The organism is Paeniglutamicibacter psychrophenolicus (assembly GCF_017876575.1).
Classification (GTDB): domain Bacteria; phylum Actinomycetota; class Actinomycetes; order Actinomycetales; family Micrococcaceae; genus Paeniglutamicibacter; species Paeniglutamicibacter psychrophenolicus.
This window is the reverse complement of sequence record NZ_JAGIOE010000001.1, coordinates 3,095,244-3,117,830: the sequence shown is the minus strand read 5'-3', so window position 1 is coordinate 3,117,830 and position 22,587 is coordinate 3,095,244. Positions and strand designations below refer to the sequence as shown.

Sequence of the window (22,587 nt, the reverse complement as noted above, 5' to 3'; positions counted from 1 at the left end):
ATTAGAACACGTGTTCTAATAGAATGAATTCGTCCCCCCTCCTCGCCCAGCCACACGAACCCAGGCACCGAGGACCACCAAGGCACGTGCCCGCAGGCGCAACCCGCCGGGGGACCGGGGCGCGCCACGGGACAGCGGAGGGGCAGGCACCATCATGGCAACACCAAGCGATGGCCGCACAAACCTCCCGGCACGGCACGGGGCGGCGACATGAGCTTCACCCACCTGCACGTCGCCTCCGCCTTCAGCGCACACTACGGGGTCTCCTGGCCCAAGGACCTGGTCGCCGCCGCGCTCGCCGACGGCGCGGACGCACTGGCAATCACCGACCGCGACGGACTCTACGGAAGCGTCAAGCACCTCAAGGCCTGCATCGGACACGGCATCGACCCCATCCTCGGAGTCGACCTGGCCATCCTCGAACCCCCACCCCACCCCGCGCCCCACGGCAAGCCACCGCCCCTGCGCACCGCCGGACGCATCATCGCCCTGGCCAAGGGGCACTGCAACGGCGCCGGATACGCCGCACTCTGCCACCTGGTCACCACCGCACACCAACCCACCACACCCACAGGGCTCGCCAAGCCCTCCGTGGGGATCACCCGCGAGGAACTGGCCACCCACGCGCTGGGCCCCGACGGGGAAGCCCTGCTCACCATCCTGCTCGGACCGGGCTCCGACATCGGCCTGGCCACCGGACACCGCCACTACACCCAGGCCCGCACCCAGTTGCGCACCTGGCGCTCCCTGCTGGGGGCCAGCGCCCTGCGGGTGGAGATCACCACGCACCTGAACAGCCCGGGGGAGAAACTCAGCACCGCACACGCCATCCGCATGCTGCGCTGCGCCACCGACACGGGCATCGCCCCCGTGCTGACCAACGCCGTACGCTACGCCGACCCCGACGGAGCCGCCACCGCCGACGTCCTGGACTCCGCACGCGCCCTGTCCTCCCTGGAAACCCTCAACGACATCCAACCCAACGGACAGGGCTGGCTCAAACCCGCCGAACACATGCGCCACCTCGCCGCCGAAATCGCCCGCTCCGCCTCCAACACCTCCCTGGCCGCCACACTGCTGCGCAACACCGCAGCGCTCGCCGACTGGGCACGCCTGGACCCGATCCCCGACACCGGATGGTCGATCCCCGTCGTCCCCGAGGCCCACATCATCGGCATCACCGGAAACCCCGAAAACGAACTCGCCTCCCGCGCCGAGGCAGGCATCACCCGCCTCATCCCCGCCCAGGCCAACGACCCGCTCATGCGACACCGCCTGGAGGCCGAACTATCCACCATCGCCGACCTCGGCTTCGCCCCCTACTTCCTCACCGTCGCCGAAGTCAGCTCCATGATCACCCACCTGGGGATACGCTCCGCAGCACGGGGGTCCGGAGCCTCCTCACTGGTCAACTACCTCATCGGCATCAGCCAGGTAAACCCCCTGGCCCACGACCTGCTCTTCGAACGCTTCCTCTCCCGCGACCGCGCCACCCTGCCCGACATCGACATCGACGTCGAATCCGCCAGGCGCCACGAGATCTACCGCAAGATCTTCGAACGCTTCGGCAGTGACCGCGTCAGCCTCATGAGCATGCAAAACAGCTACCGCGCCCGCGGAGCGGTGCGCGACGCCGGAGCCGCCCTGGGCATGGAGGAAGAAGACATCGATGTGATCGCCAAGCAACTCTGGCGCTTCTCCGCCTCATCCTTCCGCGAAGCCCTGGCGGAAAAACCCGAACTCGCACCCTTCGCCGACCGCCTCGGCACCGAAAAACAACTCGACCTGCTCGTGGACCTCACCGAACGCCTCGACCGCCTGCCCCGCCACATCTCCATGCACCCCTGCGGAGTCATCCTCTCCGACGCACACCTGCGCGACCGCACCCCCGTCGAACCCAGCGGCATCTCCCTGCCCATGAGCCAATTCGACAAACACGACATGGACCCCATGGGCATGCTCAAGCTCGATGTCCTGGGGGTGCGCATGCAATCGGCCATCACCTACGCACTGGAGGAAATCCAACGCCTGAACCCCGACGCCCAGGCCGTCGCCAAGGCAGGCGGACACCGGGGAGAAGCGCCCGGGCAAATCCCCGGCTACATCGCCCCCAACGGAGCCATCGACCTCGCCCTGGTCCCGCTCGACGACGAACCCACCTTCGAACTCATCCGCTCCACCCACACCCTGGGCTGCTTCCAGATCGAATCACCCGGACAACGCGAACTCATCGGCAAACTCGCCCCCCGCGAATTCAACGACCTCATCATCGACATCTCCCTCTTCCGCCCCGGACCCATGAAATCCAACATGGTCAAGCCCTACCTGGAAAACCGCCACGGCTTCGCACCCGAAAAATACCCCCACCCCGACCTTGCACCGGCGCTCGCCGAGACCCACGGGGTCACCGTCTTCCACGAGCAGGTGCTGCGGATCTTCGACGTGATGACAGGCTGCGGGCTGGCCAAGGCCGATGCGTACCGCCGGCTGCTGGGCAACCCGCACGCCGAACCCGCGGTCGAGGCGCTCTTCCGTTCCCGGGCGCTGGGCCGCGGCTACTCGCTGGCGGTGATCGACGAGGTCTGGCACACGCTGGCGGCCTTCGGTTCCTTCGGCTTCTGCAAGGCCCACGGGGCCGCCTTCGCGGTGCCCACCTACCACTCTGCCTGGCTCAAGGCCCACCACCCCGAGGCTTTCCTGGCCGGCATCTGGGAACACGACCCGGGCATGTACCCCAAGCGCCTGCTGGTCGCCGAGGCCCGGCGCATGGGCATCGCGATCCTGCCGCTGGACATCAACCGCTCCTCACCCGGCTACAAGGTCGAGAAGCTTGAGGGGCTGCTGCCTCCCGCACAGCTTCCGGTGGTGCCGCGGGCCGCGGGCGCGGCGCCGCCGGGGCGGTACGGGATCAGGCTCTCGCTGCGCGGGATCCGCTCGGTCTCCGAACGCGAGGTCGCCCGGGTGGCGGCAGGGCAACCCTACGACTCGATCGCCGACGTGCGTGCCCGCTCCGGGCTGACCCGCACCTCGCTGAACCACTTCGCGGCCCTGGGCGCCTTCGATTCGCTGCAGGCGCGCACCGGGCGCGGGAACCGGGCCGATCTCATCGAGCACCTGCGGGCACCGGCCGGCAGGGCGCTGCCGCAGCGCCATCGCCCGATTCCCGGTCAGCTGGCGCTGCCGCTGGGGGACCTGGACCTTGCCAACATGGCCATCGGGGCGGCGCCGACGCCGCTGGACGAGGTGGTGCGCACCGAACTGGACCTGATGTCCATCGACGTCACCGCCCACCTGATGGAATCCCACGCCCCGCTGCTGCGGTCCCTGGGCGTCTCGCACTCCGCGGACCTGCTGGGCATGCGCAACGGCACCGAGGTCCTGGTGGCCGGGGTGCGCGTGGCCACCCAGACCCCGCCGATGCGCGGCGGGCGTCGGGTGGTGTTCATCTCGGTCGACGACGGCACCGGCTGCGTCGATGCGACGTTCTTCCACGAGGCCCAGCAGCGTTGCGGCCCGCTGCTATTCTCCACCCGGCTGCTGCTGATCCACGGGCTCACCCGGCGCACCGGACCGCGCGGCATCAGCCTGCAGGCGCTGGATGCCTGGGACCTGTCGGAAAAATCCACGCTGCCGGCCCCCGGCCACCTGTCCGACCCCGCACGCGCCCGCAACGAGAGCTTCGGTTCCTCCGCCGCCAGGCCCGTGCGGGAGGCGGAGAGGTCGCTGGCGGCGCGCATGGCCGCCGAGGACCTGGACACCCGCGGCTACCTGGGTGCCTGAGCAAGCCCGAGGCTGGGCCCGGCTACGCTCCGCCGCGCAGGTGCTCGCGCAGCCCGGGAATCGAGTAGGTGACCTCGCCGCGGCCCGCGGTCTCGATCAGTCCGGCCTCAATGAGCCGGGCGCGGTAGTTCGAGGCCAATTGCAGCGATGCCTTCATGCGCTCGGCCACCATCGCGGTGCTGGAGGGGCCCGGGTCCACGGACATGGCCCGCAGGTAGTCCATGTCCCGCTCCGAGACCTTGGCGATGGCAGGGCCAACGACCATCCGGACGTTGCGCTTCAGGGCGATGGCAACCGCCCGCCTGGCCGAAGCCAGGTCGACCACCCCGGCCCCCCGCTCGGCTTCCTTCCACAGGAAATACCCGACCAGCTGGACCAGGAACGGGTAGCCAAGCGTCGAGGTGGCGGCTTCCTCCAGGAACCCCTCGGGCAGCGATATCCCTGCCTTCGAAAACTGCCGGGCGTACGAGTCGTGCACATCGCGGATGGCAACGGAATGCAAATCGATCCGGTCGGCCCGGCGCAGGAACGTGGCCACGCCTTCGTCGAGAATGTCGGAGACGGCGGCCGGCAGGCCCGCACAGACAAACCCCACGGGCAATCCCTCACGCACCCAGTGCTGGAGGACGGCTGCAAGCTGCAGCAACTCCCCGCGGTTGGCGTCCTGGATCTCGTCGAGCGTGATGAGCAGGCCGGTGCCGTGTGCATCAAGGCGCTGCAGCAGGCGTGCCCCGAGGTTGCGGAACTCGACCTGCCGTTCCCGGGGAAGCTGCGTGCCCAGGCCAAAGCCCCCGGCGGTGAAGGAAACGACCTTCCGGGCAGGCGGCCCGTCCCCAAGCTCCTGGTCGATGAGCAGGGCAGCGTCGGCAATCCGTGCCAAGAAGCCCTCGGTGGAGGTCTCGGAGATGACTGCCCAGCCCTGTTCCCGGGCCAGGTCCTGCGCCTCGTTGAGCATCACGGTCTTCCCCACGCCCCTGGCCCCGGTGATGATGGACAGCAGGCCCAGGACGCCGGAGCGGATGTGCAGCCCGTACTCGAATTCCTCGAGCGTGCCATCGCGGTCGATCAGCTCCGGAGGCGTCCTGCCGAAGGTCGGGCGAAACGGGTTTTGCGTGCCGGGCATCGGGATTCCTGCCTATGAAAACATGTGAATTGTATTTATACACACTTTACACATCTATACACATGGGCGCCGGGATCTGCGCCGACTCACTTCCGCCGGGGATTTGGCCGGGGATGCGAGCGCTGGTTGACTGGGGCGGACGGAAAACGGCAACAGGAGGCGGACATGGAATTGGTGGGAGTGCTTCCCTTCATGATCGGGCTCGGGCTCATCACCCTCATGGCCCGGGTCTTGGCCCCGATGATGAGGGACCGGAAGCTGCCGCGCAACGACCGGATCGGCATCAAGACCCGCCACACCCGGGCCAACGACACGGCCTGGATCGAGGGCCACCACGCCGCGGCACCGCATCTGGTGCGGGCGGGCCGCGCAGGCCAGCTGTTCCTCCTGGCTGCCGCGCTGACCTGCCTCCCCGGGTGGTTCGCCGTGGCCTTCGCGCTCACCGGTGCCGGTTACCTGGTCGCTGCGGCCTTCCTGGTGCTCTCCGGGCGGGAAGCCAACCGCGTCGCCAGGACCTTGGCCAACGAGGCCGAAACCACACCCTGAACAGGGGCTTCCAGCCGGTCGTTCCAGACCTGAAAAATCGGGACCAAAGACCTATTGCCGAGCGCTATACACGCGAGTAGCCTCCTATACATGAGTACAGCCCGTGAAGACCTGACCGGACGGGCCCGGCTGCGCGACGCCGCCATCGAGTGCTTCGCAGCGCACGGGTTCGATGAATCCCTGCGTGCCATTGCCGCCCGGGCCGGGGTCAGCGCGGGCCTGGTCCGCCACCACTTCGGGTCCAAGGAAGCGCTGCGCGCCGAATGCGACGCCACGGTGCTGGCCCGCTACCGCGCACTGAAGAACGAAAGCCTCAATACCTCGCCCCGGCAACTCTTCGCCCAATTCCCGTCCTCGCGCGAGGGAGGGATCCTGCTGGTCTACATCCTGCGCTCGGTCCGCGAGGGAGGGGACGCGGGAAGGGACTTCATCGAGCACATGGTCGCCGAGGCCCTGGAATTCTCCCGCGACGCCGTGGAGCGGGGAATCATCGTTCCCAGCCGCGACGAGGAGGCGCGCGTGCGCTTCCTGGTCCAGCAATCGATCGGCGCCATGGTGGTCAGCTTCGCCATGCGTCCCGAGCTGCCGCTGGACGACTTCGGCGCGGTGATGGACCGCTACTACGCCGAGGCCGTGCTGCCGACCCTCGAGCTGTACACCGAGGGGCTGTTCACCAGCCGGGAGTACCTCGATGAATACCTGGCCTTCCTGGCCGGAACCAAGAACCCGCCCGCGGGCCTCGCGGGAGAAACCGTGAAACGGTAAGGAGAAAACCATGTCCACCAACACCCGGGCCATCTCGGTGACCGACCTGCACAAGCACTTCGGGCGCACCGCGGCCCTGGACGGACTGGATCTGCAGGTCGAGGCAGGAGAGGTCGCCGGCTTCCTCGGGCCCAACGGTTCGGGCAAATCGACCACCATCCGCATCCTGCTCGGGTTGCTGCGAGCCGACTCGGGCAGCGTGTTGCTGCTTGGCGGGGACCCGTGGGACGACGCCGTTCAGCTGCACCGGCGCATCGCCTACGTCCCGGGCGAGGTGGCCCTGTGGCCCAACCTCACCGGCGGCCAGGCCATCGGCATCCTGGCGGCCCTGCGCGGGGGAGTGGACGCCGCCAAGCGCGACGAACTGCTCGAACGCTTCGACCTGGACCCCACCAAGAAGGCCCGCAGCTACTCCAAGGGCAACCGGCAGAAGGTCGCCCTGGTCGCGGCCCTGGCCTCCGATGCCGAGCTGCTGCTGCTGGACGAGCCGACATCCGGCCTTGACCCGCTGATGGAACAGGTCTTCACCGCCTGCATCCGCGAGGTGAAGGCGGAGGGCCGCAGCGTGCTGCTCTCCAGCCACATCTTCGCCGAGGTCGAAAAGCTCTGCGACACCGTCACCATCATCCGCGAGGGCCAGACCGTGGAGGCCGGGCGCCTCGTTGCGCTGCGCCACCTGCACCGCACCACCGTCTCGGTGCTGCTGGCCGGAAACACCTCCGCGCTTGCCTCGGTCCCGGGCATCAACGACCTGGTCCTCGACGGGCCCAAGGCCACCTTCACCGTCGGCGAGGAAGACCTGGGGGACGTGCTCGAGGCGCTTTCCATGTACTCGCCCCGTTCCCTGGTCTCGACCCCGCCGTCGCTCGAGGACCTGTTCCTGCGCCACTACGGCGGACTGCCGCTTCAGCCGGCGGCCACCAAGCCCGGGCGCCACGCCCACGCAGCAGCGGGCGGCGCGCGATGAGCAGCGCAACAGCCCTGGGCCGCGCCGCACGCGGAACCTCCGTCTCCACCGGGTCGCTGGCCGGGGTCGGCACGGCCGTGAGATTCATCCTGCGCCGCAACTGGCTGCGGCTGGTCATCTGGGCGGCGGTGCTGGCCGTGATGATCCCGATCGTCTACGGCTCCCAGCAGGAGGCCTTCCCGACCCAGGCGGCCCGCGACGCCTACGCCCAGGTGGCCAACACCCCGGCCGTGGCGGCCATGACCGGCCTGCCCTACGCGGCAGGCTCGCTCGGCGGCATTCTGGTCATCAAGATCTGGATGACCCTTGCCGTCGCCCTGGGCTTCGCCTCGATCTTCCTGGTCACCCGCAACGGGCGGGCCGACGAGGAAACCGGGCGCACCGAGCTGCTGCGTTCGGCCGCCCTGGGGCGGCACGCCTACTCGGTTGCCAACTACCTGGTGGCAGGGTCGCTGTCCGTGCTCACCGGTTTGTTGGTCTCCCTGCTGTGCCTGTCCCTGGCGCTGCCGACCGGCGGGTCGTGGGCCATGGGCGCCTCCATCGCCGGCACCGGGTTGGCGTTCGTGGCGATCTCGGCGATCTGCGGCCAGCTGGCGACCACCAGCCGCGGGGCGAACTCGCTGGCCGTGGCGCTGCTGGCGCTCTTCTACTTCATCCGTGCCGGTGCCGACCTGCAGGCCAACGGCACCGACCCGAGCGCACTGAGCTGGTTCTCGCCCATTGGCTGGGCGCAGAACATGCGCTCCTTCGGCCAGGACAACTGGTGGCCGCTGCTGGCCCTGCTGGGTCTGGCGGTGCTTGGCTGCGCGCTGGCGCTGCGCCTGGGAACCCGGCGCGACCTTGGCGCCGGCATCCTGCCCGAGCGCGGCGGCCCGGCAACCGCCTCGGCGCTGCTGGCCAACCCGCTGGGCCTGGTGCTGCGGCTGCAGCGCAGCTCGCTGGTCGGCTGGTTCCTGGGCGCGGTGGTTGCGGGGCTCTTCTTCGGTTCGGTTGCCAAGGCCATGACCTCGGTGCTGGACCCCAACAACCCGTTCGCGAAGTCCTTCGTGGGCGCCGGGCACGACATGCTTGACGGGGTGATGGGCATCTTCGTGCTCTTCAACGGGCTGCTGGCCGGGGCATTCGCAGTCCAGGCGCTGGCCGGGGCACGCAGCGAGGAGGAAAGCGGGCGGCTGGAGAGCCAGTTGGCCGGATCGCTCTCACGCTTCAGCTGGCTGTGGGCGCACGTCCTGGTGGCAGGGGTCGGCTCCGCGGCGATGCTGCTGGTCGGCGGCTACCTCACCGGGGTCTCGTCCCAGGGAGCCTCCACTGGCGGGGCCATGGCCGCCGCCTCGTTCGCCTACTGGCCGGCGGTGCTGCTGATGCTCGGGGTGCTGCTCTTCTGCCAGGGGTTCATCCCGCGGCCCAGCACCGGCATCGCGTGGGCCGTCTACGGGCTCTCGGTCATGGCCGCGATGTTCGGCGGATTGTTTTCCCTGTCCGAGGACGTCATCAAGGCAACCCCGTTCGGCGCGGTCCCGCGGCTCCCGGCCGAGGACTTCGCCCTGCTGCCCCTGGTGGTCCTGGGTGTCGTCGCCCTGGTGCTGGCCACGATCGGGTTCTGGCGCTTCCGGGCCAGGGACCTGATGCCCGAATAGCGGACCGGGGCGTGTGCCCTGATTCCCCCTTGCGGGGGCTGCGCCCCGGGCGGTGCGCAGCCCCCGCAATCCCTTTACACGGGTTTTGTTGCGGCAGTAGCGTGGGCGGCATGGACTGGAAACTTGAACTTGTGTTTGTCCCCGTGTCCGATGTGGACCGCGCCAAGGATTTTTACGTCAACAAGGTCGGGTTCAACGCCGACTACGACGAGCGGCCCACCGAGTCGATCCGATTCGTCCAGCTGACCCCGCCGGGATCCGCCTGCTCCATCACCATCGGCGAGGGCCTGAACGACGCGGCCCCGGGGACGGCGCCGAGCCTGCAGATGGTGGTCAGCGACATCCACAAGGCCCACGACCAGCTCAAGGCCAACGGCGTGGACGTCAGCGACGTCGACATCCAGCCGTGGGGGCACTTCGTGTACTTCGCCGATCCGGACGGCAACAAGTGGGCGGTGCAATACCTGCCGCAGCGCCCGAACGGATAACCACCCAACCGGCAGCAACTTGCCGATCATCCGCCTTCCAGCGGGTGCATCCCATCCAGAAACCCGCTTTCGGCAAGATCCTGCCGAAATCGGGTTGTTCATGGATCACGGGAAGGGAAAAAACCAAGAGCGGCAGCATCTTGCCGGTGCGAGAAGTGGCATGGACACCGTATCGGCACTGGCGCTGGACATCCGCCGGGCCCGCAAGGACGCCGGGCTGGCCCAAGGGGAACTGGCCGACCTGGCCGAGGTCTCCGAACGGACCGTGCGCGCGCTGGAAACCGCCACCGGCAATCCGTCCCTGCGCGCCGTGGCCTCCGTCCTCAACGTGCTGGGGCTCAAGATTGGCGTCGGTCGATGACCCCGGACCTCCAACGGCTCAGGTTCATCGAGGGTGCCGACGTCTACAAGAACGGTGTCCACGCGGGGGAGCTGACCCGAACGGCTGCCGGGGGCATCCGCTTCGGCTAACTGGACAGCTACCTGGCCGGCGGCAAGGCGCCGGTGGCCTTTTCCCTTCCGCTGGAAAACGCCGCGGTCGAGACGCCCAATGGTGCCCTTCCCGCGTTCTTTGCGGGGCTGCTTCCCGAGGGACACCGGCTGACGGTGTTGAAGAATGCGACCAAGACCAGCTTCGACGACGAACTGACCTTGCTGCTCGCCGTGGGTGCCGATGTCCCGGGCGACGTACAGGTGGTTCCCGCGGGGGACGTTCCCGCCGAACCAGAGTCGCTGGCGGACACCTCGACGCCGGAAGACCTGGACTTCGCCGTCCTGGCGAACTCGGTGGACCTGCACGCACTTCCCGGGGTCCAGGACAAGGCGAGCGCCTCGATGCTCACCACGGCGTTGGCGACGCTGGGCCGACGCTATCTGCTCAAGCTCGATCCCGCGCAGGACCCCCATCTGGTGGCCAACGAGTCCGCGCACCTGGCCGGGGCAAGAAACCTGAACCTCCCGGTGGTGGGCAACCGGATCATCCATGACAAGCACGGACTGGCCGGCCTGCTGGTCGAGAGGTTCGACCGCCGTAAGGGAACCGACGGCCACTGGCACCGGATGGCCCTCGAGGACGGAACGCAGGTCATGGGCCTGCCCCCGGCCGCGAAGTACACCGTGGCGGCCGAAGACCTGGCACTGGCCCTGGCCCGCTTGTGTATTGCCCCCGTGGTGGCCCGCCGAAACCTGTACCTGCAATTTGCCTTTGGCTGGCTGACCGGCAACGGTGACCTTCATGCCAAGAATCTCTCCGTGCTGGGAAGGCCGGACGGCGGTTTCGAGATCTCGCCCATGTATGACCTGCCCTGCACACTGCTCTACGGCGATGAAACCATGGCACTTCCGATTGCGGGAAAACTGAAGAACCTCAAGGCCCGGCATTGGGCCCAATTCGCCGACTCCCTCGGATTGCCGACCAGGGCCGCAGCATCGGCAAACCGGCTCGCGCTCAAGGCTGCCGCCACCATCGACCTAGCCGCTCTGCCCTTCGAGGGTTCAGTGTTGCGCGGGGCCCAGCGGGAGCTGCGCTTCCGCTGGCACGAGCTGCAGGCATAGGATCGCCTCGGCGTCCACGGGGCATCTTCTGCACCATGGACGCCGAGGCGATCCGTGTTTGTGGTTTTCCCCTCAGCGGGTTGATCGAATCCTGGCCGCGGGCCCCAGATCCCATTGGTCGTTGGCCATGCGCAGGATTGCCACGCTGACAAAGGCGCTGGCAACTGTCGTCAGCCCCCAGCCGAGCGTCACATCCAGCAGTCTGCTCGGAATGATGACGGCCGCAATGAAATGGAACGGTTGGGAAACCATCAGGGCGCCGGCGACCCACCAATTGATGATCCCCGCCCGACCCAGGGCGATTCCTGTGAGTATCATGCCCAAAATGTGACCGATGAGCCAGATGATCCCACCCACGGCAGCGAAGGTGCTGTTTTGGAGCGCATCACCAATGTGCATAATGGTCGATTGATCAAACCCGCTGGCTCCCATTTGGGAAACCAGATAGTCCATGTTCACCGTGGTCGCGCCCATGCTCCACCCGATAAAACCGAGCCCGCCGCCGATGGTCGCCAAAACGGGTGAACCCCGGCGGGCCACACACGCGATCGCCGCAACACTGAGCAGCAGCACCGGGGTGAAAAAGAGCCCGGACCACACCATGAAATCCAGCGTCGTCTGATGCGCCAGGGACTGGGAAACTATCGAAGCGGGGGAGTCGGTGGTCCAATAGGGCATGACGGCCCGGATCACCAGGATGCTCAAGGGGCCCAGGGTAATGAGCAGGGCAGCGGCAATCCGCCACATGGTGCGCAGGTCCCGCACCGCAACGAGTGAGGGTGCCTCCCCGCGCAGCTCGTTCATCCGTGTCATGGCGTTTCCTTTCATCAGCAGGCGGCGATGGTTTCGTCCGCTTGGCCACCAGCATGGGCTGTTTTCTCCGACTGCAAATCGTGGAGGACACCCGAAAAACCTCGGTGCTGGCACGGAGGGCTCCGGACAGACTCCGGGCTTATGCTGGGCGCATGGGATTGGCCCGTGCGGTGTCTATTGCGGTGCTTCCGCTGGCGGCAATGTCGCTGGCGACGGCCGCATGGGCGCTGACGGCGGGCGTGGATGCGTCGGCCGCCGGCTGGCTGGGAATGTGCATCGTCATGTCCCTGCCCTCGCTCATCCTCGGATACCTGATCACCGTGCGGTTCCCGAAACAAGGAGTAGGTGCGCTGTTAAGCGGTGCAGGGCTGGTGATACTTGCCGTGGGATGCGGCGACACCTATCTCGCGGCCGCGCAGGAAACCGGCAAACTCCCGGTCAATGGACTATGGATCTCATCGACACAGGGCGGATGGATGCTCCTCTACCTGCCTTGGGCCCTGATGCTCCTGGTGTTTCCCTCCGGCCGCCTCGAGGACAAAGGTGCCCGGAAGCTGGCGATCGGGCTGGGCGCCGTGGTCGTGTGTTTCGGTGTTTTTGCGGCCTTGAGCACCGAACCCTATGGGGATGCGTTCCAGGACATGCACCGCGGGCTGGCTCCGATGCCCGGTGCCGACCTGGCCGCCGTGGGGCTGCTCCCGGTCTTTCTTGCGTTGTTGGCGCTCAGTGTGGCTCATCTGGCCAAGCGGTTCAAGCACGCCGATGGCGTCGGCCGGAACCAGATCCGTTGGTTGGCGGTGGCAGGTGCCAGCGTGCCCTCGACGCTGCTGCTGTGCTGGGTCGGCTACCTCGTGAACGGCAACGAATCGATTGTGATGATCGGGCTGGCGGCCATGTACCTGTTCATCCCCGCGGCCATTGCCGTGGCAATCCTTCGCGAGGACCTCTTTGATGCCGGTCGCGTGCTCGTCTCGGCACTGGGCCTACTTGCGGTGCTGGGCGCTGTCGTGTTGCTGGCAGTGTTGCTGGCGCTTTGGCCGGGGATCGAATCCAGGACTTCCATTGCACTGCTCGTGGCAGGTGCCGCAGCCGGAACGCTGGCCCTGGCGGCATTGCGGCCACGCATCCAGCACCTGATCGGTCGCATCGTCTACGCCGAACACGAGCGACTCATCGACGCGCTGAAAGCTTTCGAAAACCAGGTCTTCACCCATGCGGCGCTGCCTGCGGACCTCGAAAAAACGTTGCGTGCCTCGACATCCGACCCCGCCTTGCGGGTTGGGTATGCGGTGTCCACGGGGAACGGTTTTCGTGACGCGCAGGGCCGCCCGGTGAGGTCCGAGACCGGGGTCCCCGTTGCCTTGGCCGGCCGGATCGCGGGGGTGGTTGTTCCCGGACCGGGACGTGGGAGGGTGTTCAACACGGAGACCATGAAGGCGCTGGCGTTGATGGTTGAGATGGGCAGGCAACAAATGGAGCTCTCTACGGCGTTGGCCGAGGTGGAAGCCAGCCGCATCCGGATCCTGCTGGCCGCCCACCACGAACGCAAGCGCCTCGAGCGAGACCTGCACGACGGCGCCCAGCAACGGTTGGTGGCCCTGGGCATGGCGCTTCGCCGGATCCAGCGGCAGCTGCCGCCACGGGAGCAGGCCCTGCGCGGGATGCTCGACGAATCGGTGGCCGAGCTCGGCACGGCCGTGGCTGAATTGCGGCAGATCGCCCACGGCATCAGGCCCAGTGCCCTGGACGAAGGCCTAGAAGCTGCGCTGCGGCAACTCAGCGGCCGCTCCCCGACGCCGGTGCAGCTGCGGATCGGGGATTCCCTGGGCGTTGTCCCGGAGCTCGTGGGAGCCACCGCCTACTTCGTGGCCGCCGAGGCGGTGCACAACGCCGTCAAGCATGCCGGGGCCCGGCGCATCACCGTCAGACTTGGACGGGAAGGCGAATCGGTCCGCCTGAGCGTGAGCGACGACGGCCGCGGCGGGGCCACGCGCACCCCGGGCGGGGGACTGGCAGGTCTGGCCGACAGGGTCGGGGCGTTGGGCGGATCAATAAACGTGCGCAGCCACGACGGCCGCGGCACCGTCATCGAGGCGGTGCTGCCATGCGCATCGTGATCGCCGAGGACTCCGCGCTCTTTCGCCAGGGGCTCTCGAACCTTTTGGAGGATGCGGGACACGAGGTGGTTGCCGCGGTCGGGAATGCCGCGGCCGCATTGGCGCGGACTCGGGCCCTGGAACCGGACGTGCTGGTCTGCGACGTGCGCATGCCCCCGGACCTCACCGACGACGGGGCGCGCGCGGCGGTGCTGCTGCGCGGCGAGTTCCCCCGGATGGGCATCGTGCTGTTGTCCCAGCACATGGAAACCACGCACACCGCACGGCTGGTCCCCGGCGGGTACTTCGCCTACCTGCTCAAGGACCGGGTGCTGGATGTGAACGAATTCCTCGAAACCCTGCGCCGGGTGCGCCAGGGTGCCACGGCACTGGACCCGGAAATGGTTGTTGAACTCATCGGAGCCGCACGCACCAACCGCCGCGTCGAGGCACTGACCGCGCGTGAGCGCGAGGTGTTGGCGCTGATGGCCGAGGGGCGCACCAACCTGGGCATTGCCCAGCGGCTCTGGCTGACCGAACGCACCGTGGAGACGCACGTGGGAAACATCCTGGCCAAGCTCGAGCTGCCCGTGGCCCCGCAGGACCACCGCCGGGTCATGGCGGTGGTCACCTACCTGCAGACGCAGGGAAGCAACTAGGGCTTGACCGGGTAACGGGAGGTGATCGCGACCCGGTTGAACATGTTGATCGCCGCGCTCAGCCAGGCGACGGCCGAGATCTGCTCGTCGGACAGCACCGCCCGGGCCATGGTGTACACCCCATGCGGGACGTGGTCCACCGAGACCATGGTGATGGATTCGCACAAGGCCAAGGCCGCACGTTCCACCGCGGTGAAGTACTCGGAGTCGGCCCACGCAGAGACCACGGCCAGACGATCGGTGCTTTCCCCGAGCTCGAGGGCGTCGCGGGTATGCATGCGCAGGCAATAGGTGCAGCCATTGATTTGCGAGGCCCGCACCTTGAGCAGTTCGCGAAGCTTGGGATCAATTCCTGCGGCATTGGCAGAATCGCTGGCGGCCTTGTTCATGGCCAACAGCGCCGCATACGCAGCAGGATCGGACTTGCTGAGATTCACCCTGGGTTCCATGACTAGATGCTAGCCCGGCTTGCTGACAAGTAGCTAGGGGGTTGACAACGGTCCTCAGGAGCCAAGCAGTCCGCGTTTGGACAGATGGGCCCGTACATTCGGTGTCAGCAGATCTTCGCGATGTTCGCCGATGCTCCGGGCAAGGGGCTTCTACGCATATCGTGTCGCTGTTTTGCACCCCAGGCTTGATGGTGGTTCCGACGTGCCCTGGGATTCGTTGCCGAAGGATACGGTCTCAACCTTGGATAAGGGCGGCGCTAACCAAGGTTAAGGCCATAACCTTGGTTGGCGCCCGCGCAGCCGACGGTTCAGGACCGGTTCTTTTCCGTGCCCCTGGGTTCGGCGAAGTCGTCCGTCCGGCGTGGACAAACGTGAAAAACGGGGGATATCCCCCCGTGCGAAAGGGTGGGATGCCCCATGTCGCCAACCCATTTTCCGTAGAATGCTGGAGAGCATGAACAGGAATGCGCTTGCATCGCCCCCGGACGGATATTCCATGGGCTCCATGAGGCCAACATTTCCAGAAACCGAGTCACCCCGCTCCATGCTTGAAAAGGACCAGAAATTCGTGCCCGCATTCTTCAAGAAAAAAACCTGGCGAGCCTTTGCCTACCACTGGGCCATGTTGTTCCTTGCTCCCTTCGGATTCACCTATGCCATCCTGACGATATCGCTGGGTGCATCCCTCCTGGTGACAGTGATCGGGCTCAGCGTTGCCGCGGCCATGCTCATGGGTGCCCGATCCTGGGGCCGGCTGCAGAGGGCCCTCACCGGGTCGCTGCTGGACCGGCACGTCGACGCCCCGCCAAGGTTGGTGAGGCGCCCGGGATTCATGGGCTTCATCCGCTCCGGGTTGGGCGACGCAAGCGGTTGGCGCGCCCTGGCGCACATGCTGGCCGGCTTCGCGACAACACTGGTTGCCTCGCTGCTGAGCATCACCTTTCTTGTTGCGGGCCTGGGCTGCCTGACCTACTGGTACTGGGTGCAGTGGCTTCCCCTGATGCAGGCGAAGGACGGGAGCTGGCACCGGGGAACGAGCATCGGTTCCGACATCTACGCCGAGGGCCCGACCTGGAACCTGGTGTACGCGGCCGTCGGTGTGTTGTTCACTTTCCTGTTGTGGCCCGCGATCAACAACGGCCTGGCGAGCCTGCAGGGCAGTCTGGCCTCCGGGTTGCTGGGTCCCACCGAGGCGCAGTTGCGGGTGAAAAGCCTCGAGGAAAGACGCAGCCATACGGTGCAGGATGCCGACGCCCGGCTGGCGCAGATCGAACACGACCTGCATGACGGAACCCAGGCCCAGCTCGTGGCCATTGCCATGAAATTGGGGGATGCCAGGGACCGTTTGGCCGGTGAAGACATCCCGGAAAACATCAAGGCGTTGCTGGCGGGCGCGCAGGGAACGGCAACCGATGCGTTGAACGACCTGCGCGGCCTGGCCAGCGGCATCCGGCCCGCCGTCATCAACGATGGCCTGGACACGGCGTTGGAATCGCTGGTTGCGGCGGCCCCGATGCCCGTGTCCCTGACCTATTCGCTGGCTTCCCGCCCCAGCCCGGCGATCGAGGCCATCGCGTACTTCTGCGCCGCGGAACTGCTGAACAACGCGGCCAAGCACTCCTCAGGCACGCGCGTCACCCTGAAGGTCGCCACTGCCGGCCACGGGAAGCAGCTGGTGCTCAGCGTGCTTGACGACGGTGTCGGGGGAGTGGACCCGGCAGCCGGAAGCGGCATCGAGGGACTCAGGGCCCGCGCCGCGAACGTTGACGGGACGCTGGAGATTTCCTCGCCCCGGGGAGGGCCCACCGAGATCACTCTCAGGCTGCCGCTTTCTTAAACGGGAAGGAGTCGGGGGAAACTGGGGCATGAGGATTTCCATTGCCGAGGATTCGGCCCTGCTGCGCGCCGGGCTCACCGAGTTGCTGACCGGCCGCGGGCACCAGGTGGTTGCCGCGGTGGACAACGCCGAGGACCTGCTCGCCTCCATGGCGATCGACGTTCCCGATGTGGTGATCCTGGACAACCGGATGCCGCCGACTCACACCAACGAGGGCATCCGCGCGGCCCTGGCCCTGCGCACCACCCACCCCGGCGTCGGGGTGCTGGTGCTCTCCCAATACGTGGAGACGCGCTACGCCTCCCAGCTCTTTGCCGGACAGCCCTCGGGCACCGGATACCTGCTCAAGGACCGGGTGGCGGACGTGGGCTCGTTCATCGAGGCGCTGGCGCGGATTGCTGCCGGGGAAACCGTGCTCGACCCGGAGGTCGTCCGCCAGCTCATGAGCGTCTCGAACCGGCCCGCGGGGCTTCAGATGCTGACTCCGCGGGAGCAGTCGGTGCTCGAACTCATGGCACAGGGGCGCACCAACGCGGGGATCTGCGCGGAGCTTTTCCTCTCCGCCGGGGCCGTGGAGAAGAACATCACTGCGATCTTCTCCAAGCTGGGCCTGGAACCATCCGGGGGCGACCATCGGCGGGTGCTGGCGGTGCTCAAGTACCTTGAACACGCCTGATCGCAGCGCCGCCCCCGAGAGCGCGGGCCGCTCGAGCGTGACATGCGTGGTTTTCGATTGGTTGGCACCGGCGGGCGTCGGTTAAGCTGGTGGTTGGCTGGTTGTGGCCACCGTACGCCACAAGCCATGAAGCCGAACCACGAAACGAGGAGCCGTAGTGCTTGAGCAAATCACACTGACCGTCGATGGCGAACAACGCGAGGTGAATGCCGGCACTACCGGGGCCGAGCTGTACTTTGACGACCGCGAGGTCGTCGTCATGCACGTCGATGGCGTGCTGCGCGATTTGGCCCGCCCGCTGGAGGCCGGAACCACCGTCGAACGCGTCGCCATCGATTCCCCCGCCGGGCTCGAGGTCCTGCGCCACTCCACCGCGCACGTCATGGCCCAGGCCGTGCAGCAGCTGCGCCCGGATGCCAAGCTGGGCATCGGCCCGTACATCACCGACGGCTTCTACTTCGACTTCGACGTCGCCGAGCCGTTCACTCCCGAGGATTTGAAGACCCTCGAGAAGATGATGCTCAAGATCGTGAACCAGAACCAGAAGTTCGCCCGCCGCGTCGTCACCGAGGACGAGGCCCGCAAGGCCATGGCCCACGAGCCGTACAAGCTCGAGCTGCTGAAGAAGGCCAACGAGGCCGACTCGGCCGGCGAAGGCGTCAACGTCGAGGTCGGCGCCGGCGAAATCACCATCTACGACAACGTCGACCGCAAGACCGGCGAAACCGTCTGGTGCGATCTGTGCCGCGGCCCGCACCTGCCCAACACCAAGCTGATCTCCAACGCCTTCGCGCTGACCCGCACCTCGGCCGCCTACTGGCTGGGCAACCAGGACAACCAGCAGCTGCAGCGCATCTACGGCACGGCCTGGCCGACCAAGGATGCCCTGAAGGCCTACCAGGAGCGCATCGCCGAGGCCGAGCGCCGCGACCACCGCAAGCTCGGCGTCGAACTGGACCTCTTCTCCTTCCCGGACGAGCTGGGGAGCGGCCTGCCGGTGTTCCACCCGCGCGGCGGCATCATCCGCAAGGAAATGGAAGACTACTCGCGTGCCCGCCACGTCGAAGCCGGCTACGAGTTCGTCTACACCCCGCACATCACCAAGGGCCACCTCTACGAGGTCTCGGGCCACCTTGACTGGTACCGCGACGGCATGTTCCCCCCGATGCACGTGGACGCGGAACTCAACGAGGACGGCACGGTGCGCAAGCCCGGCCAGGACTACTACCTCAAGCCGATGAACTGCCCCATGCACAACCTGATCTTCCGCTCGCGCGGACGGTCCTACCGCGAACTGCCGCTGCGCCTGTTCGAGTTCGGCTCGGTCTACCGCTACGAGAAGTCCGGCGTGGTCCACGGCCTGACCCGCGTGCGCGGCATGACACAGGACGACGCCCACATCTACTGCACCAAGGAGCAGATGAAGAGCGAGCTGACCGAGACGCTGAACTTCGTGCTGGGCCTGCTCAAGGACTACGGGCTGGATGACTTCTACCTGGAGCTCTCCACCAAGAACCCGGAGAAGTTCGTCGGCGACGACGACGTGTGGGAGGAAGCAACCCGCACCCTGGCCGAGGTCGCCGAGGCCTCGGGGCTGGAGCTGGTCCCGGATCCGGGGGGAGCGGCCTTCTACGGCCCGAAGATCTCCGTGCAGGCCAAGGACGCGCTGGGCCGCACCTGGCAGATGTCCACCATCCAGCTGGACTTCAACCTGCCCGAGCGCTTCGAGCTCGAGTACCAGGCGGCCGACGGCACCCGCCAGCGCCCGGTGATGATCCACCGTGCCCTGTTCGGTTCCGTGGAACGCTTCATGGGCGTCCTCACCGAGCACTACGCCGGTGCCTTCCCGGCCTGGCTCTCCCCGGTCCAGGTCGTGGGCATCCCCGTGGCCGAGGCCTTCAACGAGTACATGTTCGATGTCATCGACAAGCTCAAGGCCGCGGGCATCCGTGCCGAGGCGGACATCTCCTCGGACCGGTTCCCGAAGAAGATCCGCACCGCGTCCAAGGAAAAGGTCCCGTTCGTGCTCATCGCCGGCGGCGAGGACGCCGAGGCCGGAGCGGTGTCCTTCCGCTTCCGCGACGGCAGCACCGACAACGGCGTGCCGGTCGACGAGGCGGTTGCCCGCATCGTCGCGGCCGTGAAGAACCGGGAAGCCTAGATCCATGGGGGAGTCCACGAACGTTTACGCATCCAGCCATCCGGGTGGCGCGTCCCAGGAAGCAGCCGATGCCGCCATCACCGACGACTTCGAACTCGCCGGGGTGCCCGATTCGTTCCAGCGCCTGTGGACTCCCTACCGGATGGCCTACATCAAGGCCGGCCAGGACCAGGTCAAGGACGAGGACTCCTGTCCCTTCTGCGCCGGGCCGACCCGCAGCGACGAGGATTCGCTGATCATCCACCGCGGCAAGACCGCCTACGTGATCCTGAACCTCTTCCCGTACAACCCGGGCCACCTGCTGATCTGCCCCTACCGCCACGTGCCGGACTACACGGACATCACCGCCGAGGAAACCGCGGAGATGGCAGCGCTGGCCCAAAAGGCCATGCGCGTGCTGCGGCACGTCTCGCGTCCCACCGGTTTCAACCTGGGCATGAACCAGGGCGTCACCGGCGGTGCGGGGATTGCCGCGCACCTGCACCAGCACGTGGTCCCGCGTTGGGCGGGGGACGGGAACTTCTTCCCGATCATTGCCGAGACCAAGGCCATCCCGGCAACGCTCGGCGACATCCGCGTGGACCTTGCCGCAGGCTGGGCGGACATCGACTAAAGCGACAAGGCACTTCATGGATTGGCCGTCGGGGGCAACCCCGGCGGCCAATCCGTTTAATGCGCAAACAGGCATCGCCGACGTTGCTCCGCTCTGCGCCACTCTTTTGCGTTTGCCACCTTCCCGCGGTCCCGGGGCGATCGGGCGGGTGCGGGTGCAGTGAACCGAGGGATGGGGATTCCTGCGGGAGCAGGGAAGGGCCCGGTGCCCGGTTGCCCGGATGGGGCTCGGCAGTCAAGGAAGCATTTGATTTTCCGCGATTTCCACCTTCGAGATCGGGGATGCGTCCAGAGACCGGTGCGTAATCCTAAATAGACCGTCCCACTAGGAAGTTTCGAGACAGTGGCCGAGTTTTCACATTATCTTCCCCGCTGCCTTCGGCGCTGGACATTAGGTGTGTTTGCACCTAGTTTTGAATTGTGACGACACACCCGCGGTCTTTGTGACGCGGCGGACCTACGATGATTCGCGTACTGCTCACCTTATTGAAAGGAACCCCCAAGGTGTCTGAAAACCAAGGCGTCCCCACCCCCGCAACCACCGTAGGTAGCGACCGCGTCAAGCGGGGCATGGCCGACATGCTCAAGGGCGGCGTCATCATGGATGTTGTCACGGCGGAGCAGGCCCGCATCGCCGAGGATGCCGGCGCCGTCGCCGTCATGGCCCTCGAGCGCGTTCCGGCCGATATCCGTGCCCAGGGAGGCGTCTCGCGCGCCAGCGACCCGGACATGATCGACAGCATCATTGCCGCGGTTTCCATCCCGGTGATGGCCAAGGCCCGCATCGGGCACTTCGTCGAGGCACAGATCCTGCAGTCCCTCGGTGTCGACTACGTCGACGAGTCCGAGGTGCTTTCCCCGGCCGACTACGAGCACCACATCGACAAGTGGAACTTCAAGGTTCCCTTCGTCTGCGGCGCCACCAACCTGGGCGAGGCCCTGCGCCGCATCAACGAAGGCGCGGCCATGATCCGCTCCAAGGGCGAGGCCGGCACCGGCGACGTTTCCAACGCCACCGGCCACATGCGCAAGATCCGCTCCGAGATCGCCAAGCTCGCGGCCCTTCCGAAGGACGAGCTGTACGTTGCAGCCAAGGAGCTGCAGGCCCCGTACGAACTGGTCAAGGAAGTTGCCGCCACCGGCAAGCTGCCGGTCGTGCTCTTCACCGCCGGCGGCATCGCCACCCCGGCCGACGCCGCGATGATGATGCAGCTGGGCGCCGACGGCGTGTTCGTGGGCTCGGGCATCTTCAAGTCCGGCAACCCGGCACAGCGTGCCGCAGCCGTCGTGAAGGCAACCACCTTCTTCAACGACCCGGACGAGCTGGCCAAGATCTCCCGCGGCCTGGGCGAAGCCATGGTCGGCATCAACGTCGCCGACATCCCGGCGCCGCACCGCCTGGCCGAGCGCGGCTGGTAGGTCCCGGGCAACAGCCTGACAAGCAACGGGCCGGGTGCACCGGATTCGGGATTCCCCTGCATTAAACGGGGGAATGCGGATCCGGAAGGCACCCGGCCCGTTTGCCGTTGCCGGCCGGCGGGAGCGTTGCTGATCCCCGGAGCCCCGGTGTCAGCGCCGGGGCATGCCCGTGGCCCGGGTGATCAGCGCATCGAAGAGGCGGTCGCCAAGGAAGCGGCGCGCCAGGATCAGCGGTTTGGCACCGAAGCCTACGGCGTACCGGGTCTTGGGCCTGGAGGCGCGCACGGCCCTTCCGACCGCGTCGGCCACCACCCCCGGAGGGGAGTTGCGCCCGCCGGTGGTTTCCCCGCGCAACAACTTCGCGACAGCAGCGGCCTGCCTGCCGTAGGGACCGTGCCCGGAGGCCTGCTCGACGAGATCCCCGGCGATGGGTCCCCACTCGGTGGCAATGCCGCCGGGCTCGATCACGACGACGTCGATGCCGAACGGCGCGACTTCCAGGCGCAGGCAATCGCTCAGTGCCTCAAGGGCAAATTTCGTGCCGTGGTACCAACCGCCCAGCGGAGTGTATATCTTCCCACCCATCGAGGAGATGTTCACGATGGTGCCCGCGCCGCGGGCGCGCATGTGGGGGAGCACCAGTTGCGCGAGCCTGATCGCACCGAACACGTTGACCTCGAACTGCCGTCGGCCCTCGTCGATCTCGACGTCTTCCAGGGCGCCGTATGAACCGTAGCCGGCGTTGTTGACCAGCACGTCGATGCGACCGGTCTCGGTCACGATCCGCTCGATGCCGACCCGCATGGACGCATCGTCGGTGACATCCATCGCCATCACGGCAATGCCGTCGTCCGAGAGGCCCTGCATCCGCTCGAGACGTCGTGCCGCCGCGTAGACGGTGAAGCCCATGGCCCGCAGCTTCCGGGCGGTGGCTTCCCCGATCCCCGAGGACGCCCCGGTGATTAGTGCGGTCTTGACTTCCATGGGTTGCCTCCCGGTAAAAGC

19 protein-coding genes are annotated in these 22,587 nt (G+C 67.0%); 15 read left to right on the top strand and 4 right to left on the bottom strand.

Annotated elements, in window-relative coordinates; genetic code table 11:
* Window positions 1–210: 210 nt before the first annotated feature.
* A complete protein-coding gene (locus JOF46_RS14100) occupies window positions 211–3,780 on the top strand; it encodes a DNA polymerase III subunit alpha (protein ID WP_209908074.1) in 3,570 nt (1,189 codons plus the stop codon).
* A 22-nt stretch (window positions 3,781–3,802) separates the two neighbouring features.
* Here the strand turns inward: JOF46_RS14100 and JOF46_RS14095 are convergent, their stop codons facing one another.
* Window positions 3,803–4,903, bottom strand: coding sequence for an ATP-binding protein (locus JOF46_RS14095; protein ID WP_209908072.1), 1,101 nt, complete (start codon window positions 4,901–4,903; stop codon window positions 3,803–3,805).
* A 165-nt stretch (window positions 4,904–5,068) separates the two neighbouring features.
* Here JOF46_RS14095 and JOF46_RS14090 point away from each other — a divergent pair, with 165 nt between their 5' ends.
* The 7 genes from JOF46_RS14090 (at window position 5,069) to JOF46_RS14060 (ending at window position 10,860) form a co-directional block, all read left to right on the top strand.
* Window positions 5,069–5,449, top strand: a complete 381-nt coding sequence (locus JOF46_RS14090) for an SdpI family protein (RefSeq protein ID WP_209908070.1) — start codon at window positions 5,069–5,071, stop codon at window positions 5,447–5,449.
* A 90-nt stretch (window positions 5,450–5,539) separates the two neighbouring features.
* Window positions 5,540–6,214, top strand: coding sequence for a TetR/AcrR family transcriptional regulator (locus JOF46_RS14085; protein ID WP_209908068.1), 675 nt, complete (start codon window positions 5,540–5,542; stop codon window positions 6,212–6,214).
* Window positions 6,215–6,224: 10 nt separating this feature from the next.
* A complete protein-coding gene (locus JOF46_RS14080; protein WP_209908066.1) occupies window positions 6,225–7,181 on the top strand; it encodes an ABC transporter ATP-binding protein in 957 nt (318 codons plus the stop codon).
* The gene (locus tag JOF46_RS14075; protein ID WP_209908064.1) at window positions 7,178–8,818 is read left to right on the top strand and encodes an ABC transporter permease; all 1,641 of its coding nucleotides are present in this window, start codon (window positions 7,178–7,180) and stop codon (window positions 8,816–8,818) included. Before JOF46_RS14080 ends, JOF46_RS14075 begins: the two co-directional genes overlap by 4 nt.
* A gap of 110 nt (window positions 8,819–8,928) precedes the next feature.
* A complete protein-coding gene (locus tag JOF46_RS14070) occupies window positions 8,929–9,306 on the top strand; it encodes a glyoxalase superfamily protein (RefSeq protein ID WP_209908062.1) in 378 nt (125 codons plus the stop codon).
* A 160-nt stretch (window positions 9,307–9,466) separates the two neighbouring features.
* Window positions 9,467–9,667: a helix-turn-helix transcriptional regulator gene (locus JOF46_RS14065; protein WP_209908060.1), complete on the top strand. Its 201-nt coding sequence runs from the start codon at window positions 9,467–9,469 to the stop codon at window positions 9,665–9,667.
* A 110-nt stretch (window positions 9,668–9,777) separates the two neighbouring features.
* Complete coding sequence (locus tag JOF46_RS14060; RefSeq protein WP_342592552.1) at window positions 9,778–10,860, top strand: type II toxin-antitoxin system HipA family toxin; 1,083 nt, start codon at window positions 9,778–9,780, stop codon at window positions 10,858–10,860.
* Between the two features lie 72 nt (window positions 10,861–10,932).
* On the opposite strand, the gene JOF46_RS14055 is transcribed toward JOF46_RS14060, so the two are convergent.
* The gene (locus JOF46_RS14055) at window positions 10,933–11,664 is read right to left on the bottom strand and encodes a hypothetical protein (protein WP_209908058.1); all 732 of its coding nucleotides are present in this window, start codon (window positions 11,662–11,664) and stop codon (window positions 10,933–10,935) included.
* A 161-nt stretch (window positions 11,665–11,825) separates the two neighbouring features.
* On the opposite strand from JOF46_RS14055, the gene JOF46_RS14050 reads away from it, so the two are divergent.
* Together JOF46_RS14050 and JOF46_RS14045 are read left to right on the top strand one after the other, a co-directional pair.
* Window positions 11,826–13,790 carry a sensor histidine kinase gene (locus tag JOF46_RS14050; protein ID WP_209908056.1) on the top strand — a complete coding sequence of 655 codons (1,965 nt, stop codon included), beginning with the start codon at window positions 11,826–11,828 and terminating at the stop codon, window positions 13,788–13,790.
* Window positions 13,778–14,428, top strand: a complete 651-nt coding sequence (locus JOF46_RS14045; protein ID WP_209908054.1) for a response regulator — start codon at window positions 13,778–13,780, stop codon at window positions 14,426–14,428. Before JOF46_RS14050 ends, JOF46_RS14045 begins: the two co-directional genes overlap by 13 nt.
* On the opposite strand, the gene JOF46_RS14040 is transcribed toward JOF46_RS14045, so the two are convergent.
* The gene (locus JOF46_RS14040; RefSeq protein WP_209908053.1) at window positions 14,425–14,877 is read right to left on the bottom strand and encodes a carboxymuconolactone decarboxylase family protein; all 453 of its coding nucleotides are present in this window, start codon (window positions 14,875–14,877) and stop codon (window positions 14,425–14,427) included. The genes JOF46_RS14045 and JOF46_RS14040 overlap by 4 nt on opposite strands.
* A 568-nt stretch (window positions 14,878–15,445) precedes the next feature.
* On the opposite strand from JOF46_RS14040, the gene JOF46_RS14035 reads away from it, so the two are divergent.
* The 5 genes from JOF46_RS14035 to pdxS all read left to right on the top strand — a co-directional run bounded on the left by JOF46_RS14035 (window position 15,446) and on the right by pdxS (window position 21,582).
* Window positions 15,446–16,714, top strand: coding sequence for a sensor histidine kinase (locus JOF46_RS14035; RefSeq protein WP_209908051.1), 1,269 nt, complete (start codon window positions 15,446–15,448; stop codon window positions 16,712–16,714).
* A 28-nt stretch (window positions 16,715–16,742) separates the two neighbouring features.
* Window positions 16,743–17,390, top strand: a complete 648-nt coding sequence (locus JOF46_RS14030) for a response regulator transcription factor (protein WP_209908049.1) — start codon at window positions 16,743–16,745, stop codon at window positions 17,388–17,390.
* A 157-nt stretch (window positions 17,391–17,547) separates the two neighbouring features.
* Window positions 17,548–19,551 (top strand): threonine--tRNA ligase, encoded by a 2,004-nt coding sequence (gene thrS, locus JOF46_RS14025; protein ID WP_209908047.1) that lies wholly within the window; start codon window positions 17,548–17,550, stop codon window positions 19,549–19,551.
* Window positions 19,552–19,555: 4 nt separating this feature from the next.
* A complete protein-coding gene (locus tag JOF46_RS14020) occupies window positions 19,556–20,164 on the top strand; it encodes an HIT family protein (RefSeq protein ID WP_209908046.1) in 609 nt (202 codons plus the stop codon).
* Between the two features lie 461 nt (window positions 20,165–20,625).
* On the top strand, window positions 20,626–21,582 hold the full coding sequence (gene pdxS, locus JOF46_RS14015; RefSeq protein ID WP_425355059.1) for a pyridoxal 5'-phosphate synthase lyase subunit PdxS: 957 nt from the start codon (window positions 20,626–20,628) through the stop codon (window positions 21,580–21,582).
* Between the two features lie 150 nt (window positions 21,583–21,732).
* On the opposite strand, the gene JOF46_RS14010 is transcribed toward pdxS, so the two are convergent.
* Window positions 21,733–22,566 (bottom strand): oxidoreductase, encoded by an 834-nt coding sequence (locus JOF46_RS14010; RefSeq protein ID WP_209908044.1) that lies wholly within the window; start codon window positions 22,564–22,566, stop codon window positions 21,733–21,735.
* Window positions 22,567–22,587 lie beyond the last annotated feature (21 nt).

Coding starts and splice junctions, on each gene's coding strand:
- JOF46_RS14100 (WP_209908074.1), top strand. CDS start 211: ATGAGCTTCACCCACCTGCACGTCGCCTCCGCCTTCAGCGCACACTAC.
- JOF46_RS14095 (WP_209908072.1), bottom strand. CDS start 4,903: ATGCCCGGCACGCAAAACCCGTTTCGCCCGACCTTCGGCAGGACGCCT.
- JOF46_RS14090 (WP_209908070.1), top strand. CDS start 5,069: ATGGAATTGGTGGGAGTGCTTCCCTTCATGATCGGGCTCGGGCTCATC.
- JOF46_RS14085 (WP_209908068.1), top strand. CDS start 5,540: ATGAGTACAGCCCGTGAAGACCTGACCGGACGGGCCCGGCTGCGCGAC.
- JOF46_RS14080 (WP_209908066.1), top strand. CDS start 6,225: ATGTCCACCAACACCCGGGCCATCTCGGTGACCGACCTGCACAAGCAC.
- JOF46_RS14075 (WP_209908064.1), top strand. CDS start 7,178: ATGAGCAGCGCAACAGCCCTGGGCCGCGCCGCACGCGGAACCTCCGTC.
- JOF46_RS14070 (WP_209908062.1), top strand. CDS start 8,929: ATGGACTGGAAACTTGAACTTGTGTTTGTCCCCGTGTCCGATGTGGAC.
- JOF46_RS14065 (WP_209908060.1), top strand. CDS start 9,467: ATGGACACCGTATCGGCACTGGCGCTGGACATCCGCCGGGCCCGCAAG.
- JOF46_RS14055 (WP_209908058.1), bottom strand. CDS start 11,664: ATGAACGAGCTGCGCGGGGAGGCACCCTCACTCGTTGCGGTGCGGGAC.
- JOF46_RS14050 (WP_209908056.1), top strand. CDS start 11,826: ATGGGATTGGCCCGTGCGGTGTCTATTGCGGTGCTTCCGCTGGCGGCA.
- JOF46_RS14045 (WP_209908054.1), top strand. CDS start 13,778: ATGCGCATCGTGATCGCCGAGGACTCCGCGCTCTTTCGCCAGGGGCTC.
- JOF46_RS14040 (WP_209908053.1), bottom strand. CDS start 14,877: ATGGAACCCAGGGTGAATCTCAGCAAGTCCGATCCTGCTGCGTATGCG.
- JOF46_RS14030 (WP_209908049.1), top strand. CDS start 16,743: ATGAGGATTTCCATTGCCGAGGATTCGGCCCTGCTGCGCGCCGGGCTC.
- JOF46_RS14020 (WP_209908046.1), top strand. CDS start 19,556: ATGGGGGAGTCCACGAACGTTTACGCATCCAGCCATCCGGGTGGCGCG.
- pdxS (WP_425355059.1), top strand. CDS start 20,626: ATGATTCGCGTACTGCTCACCTTATTGAAAGGAACCCCCAAGGTGTCT.
- JOF46_RS14010 (WP_209908044.1), bottom strand. CDS start 22,566: ATGGAAGTCAAGACCGCACTAATCACCGGGGCGTCCTCGGGGATCGGG.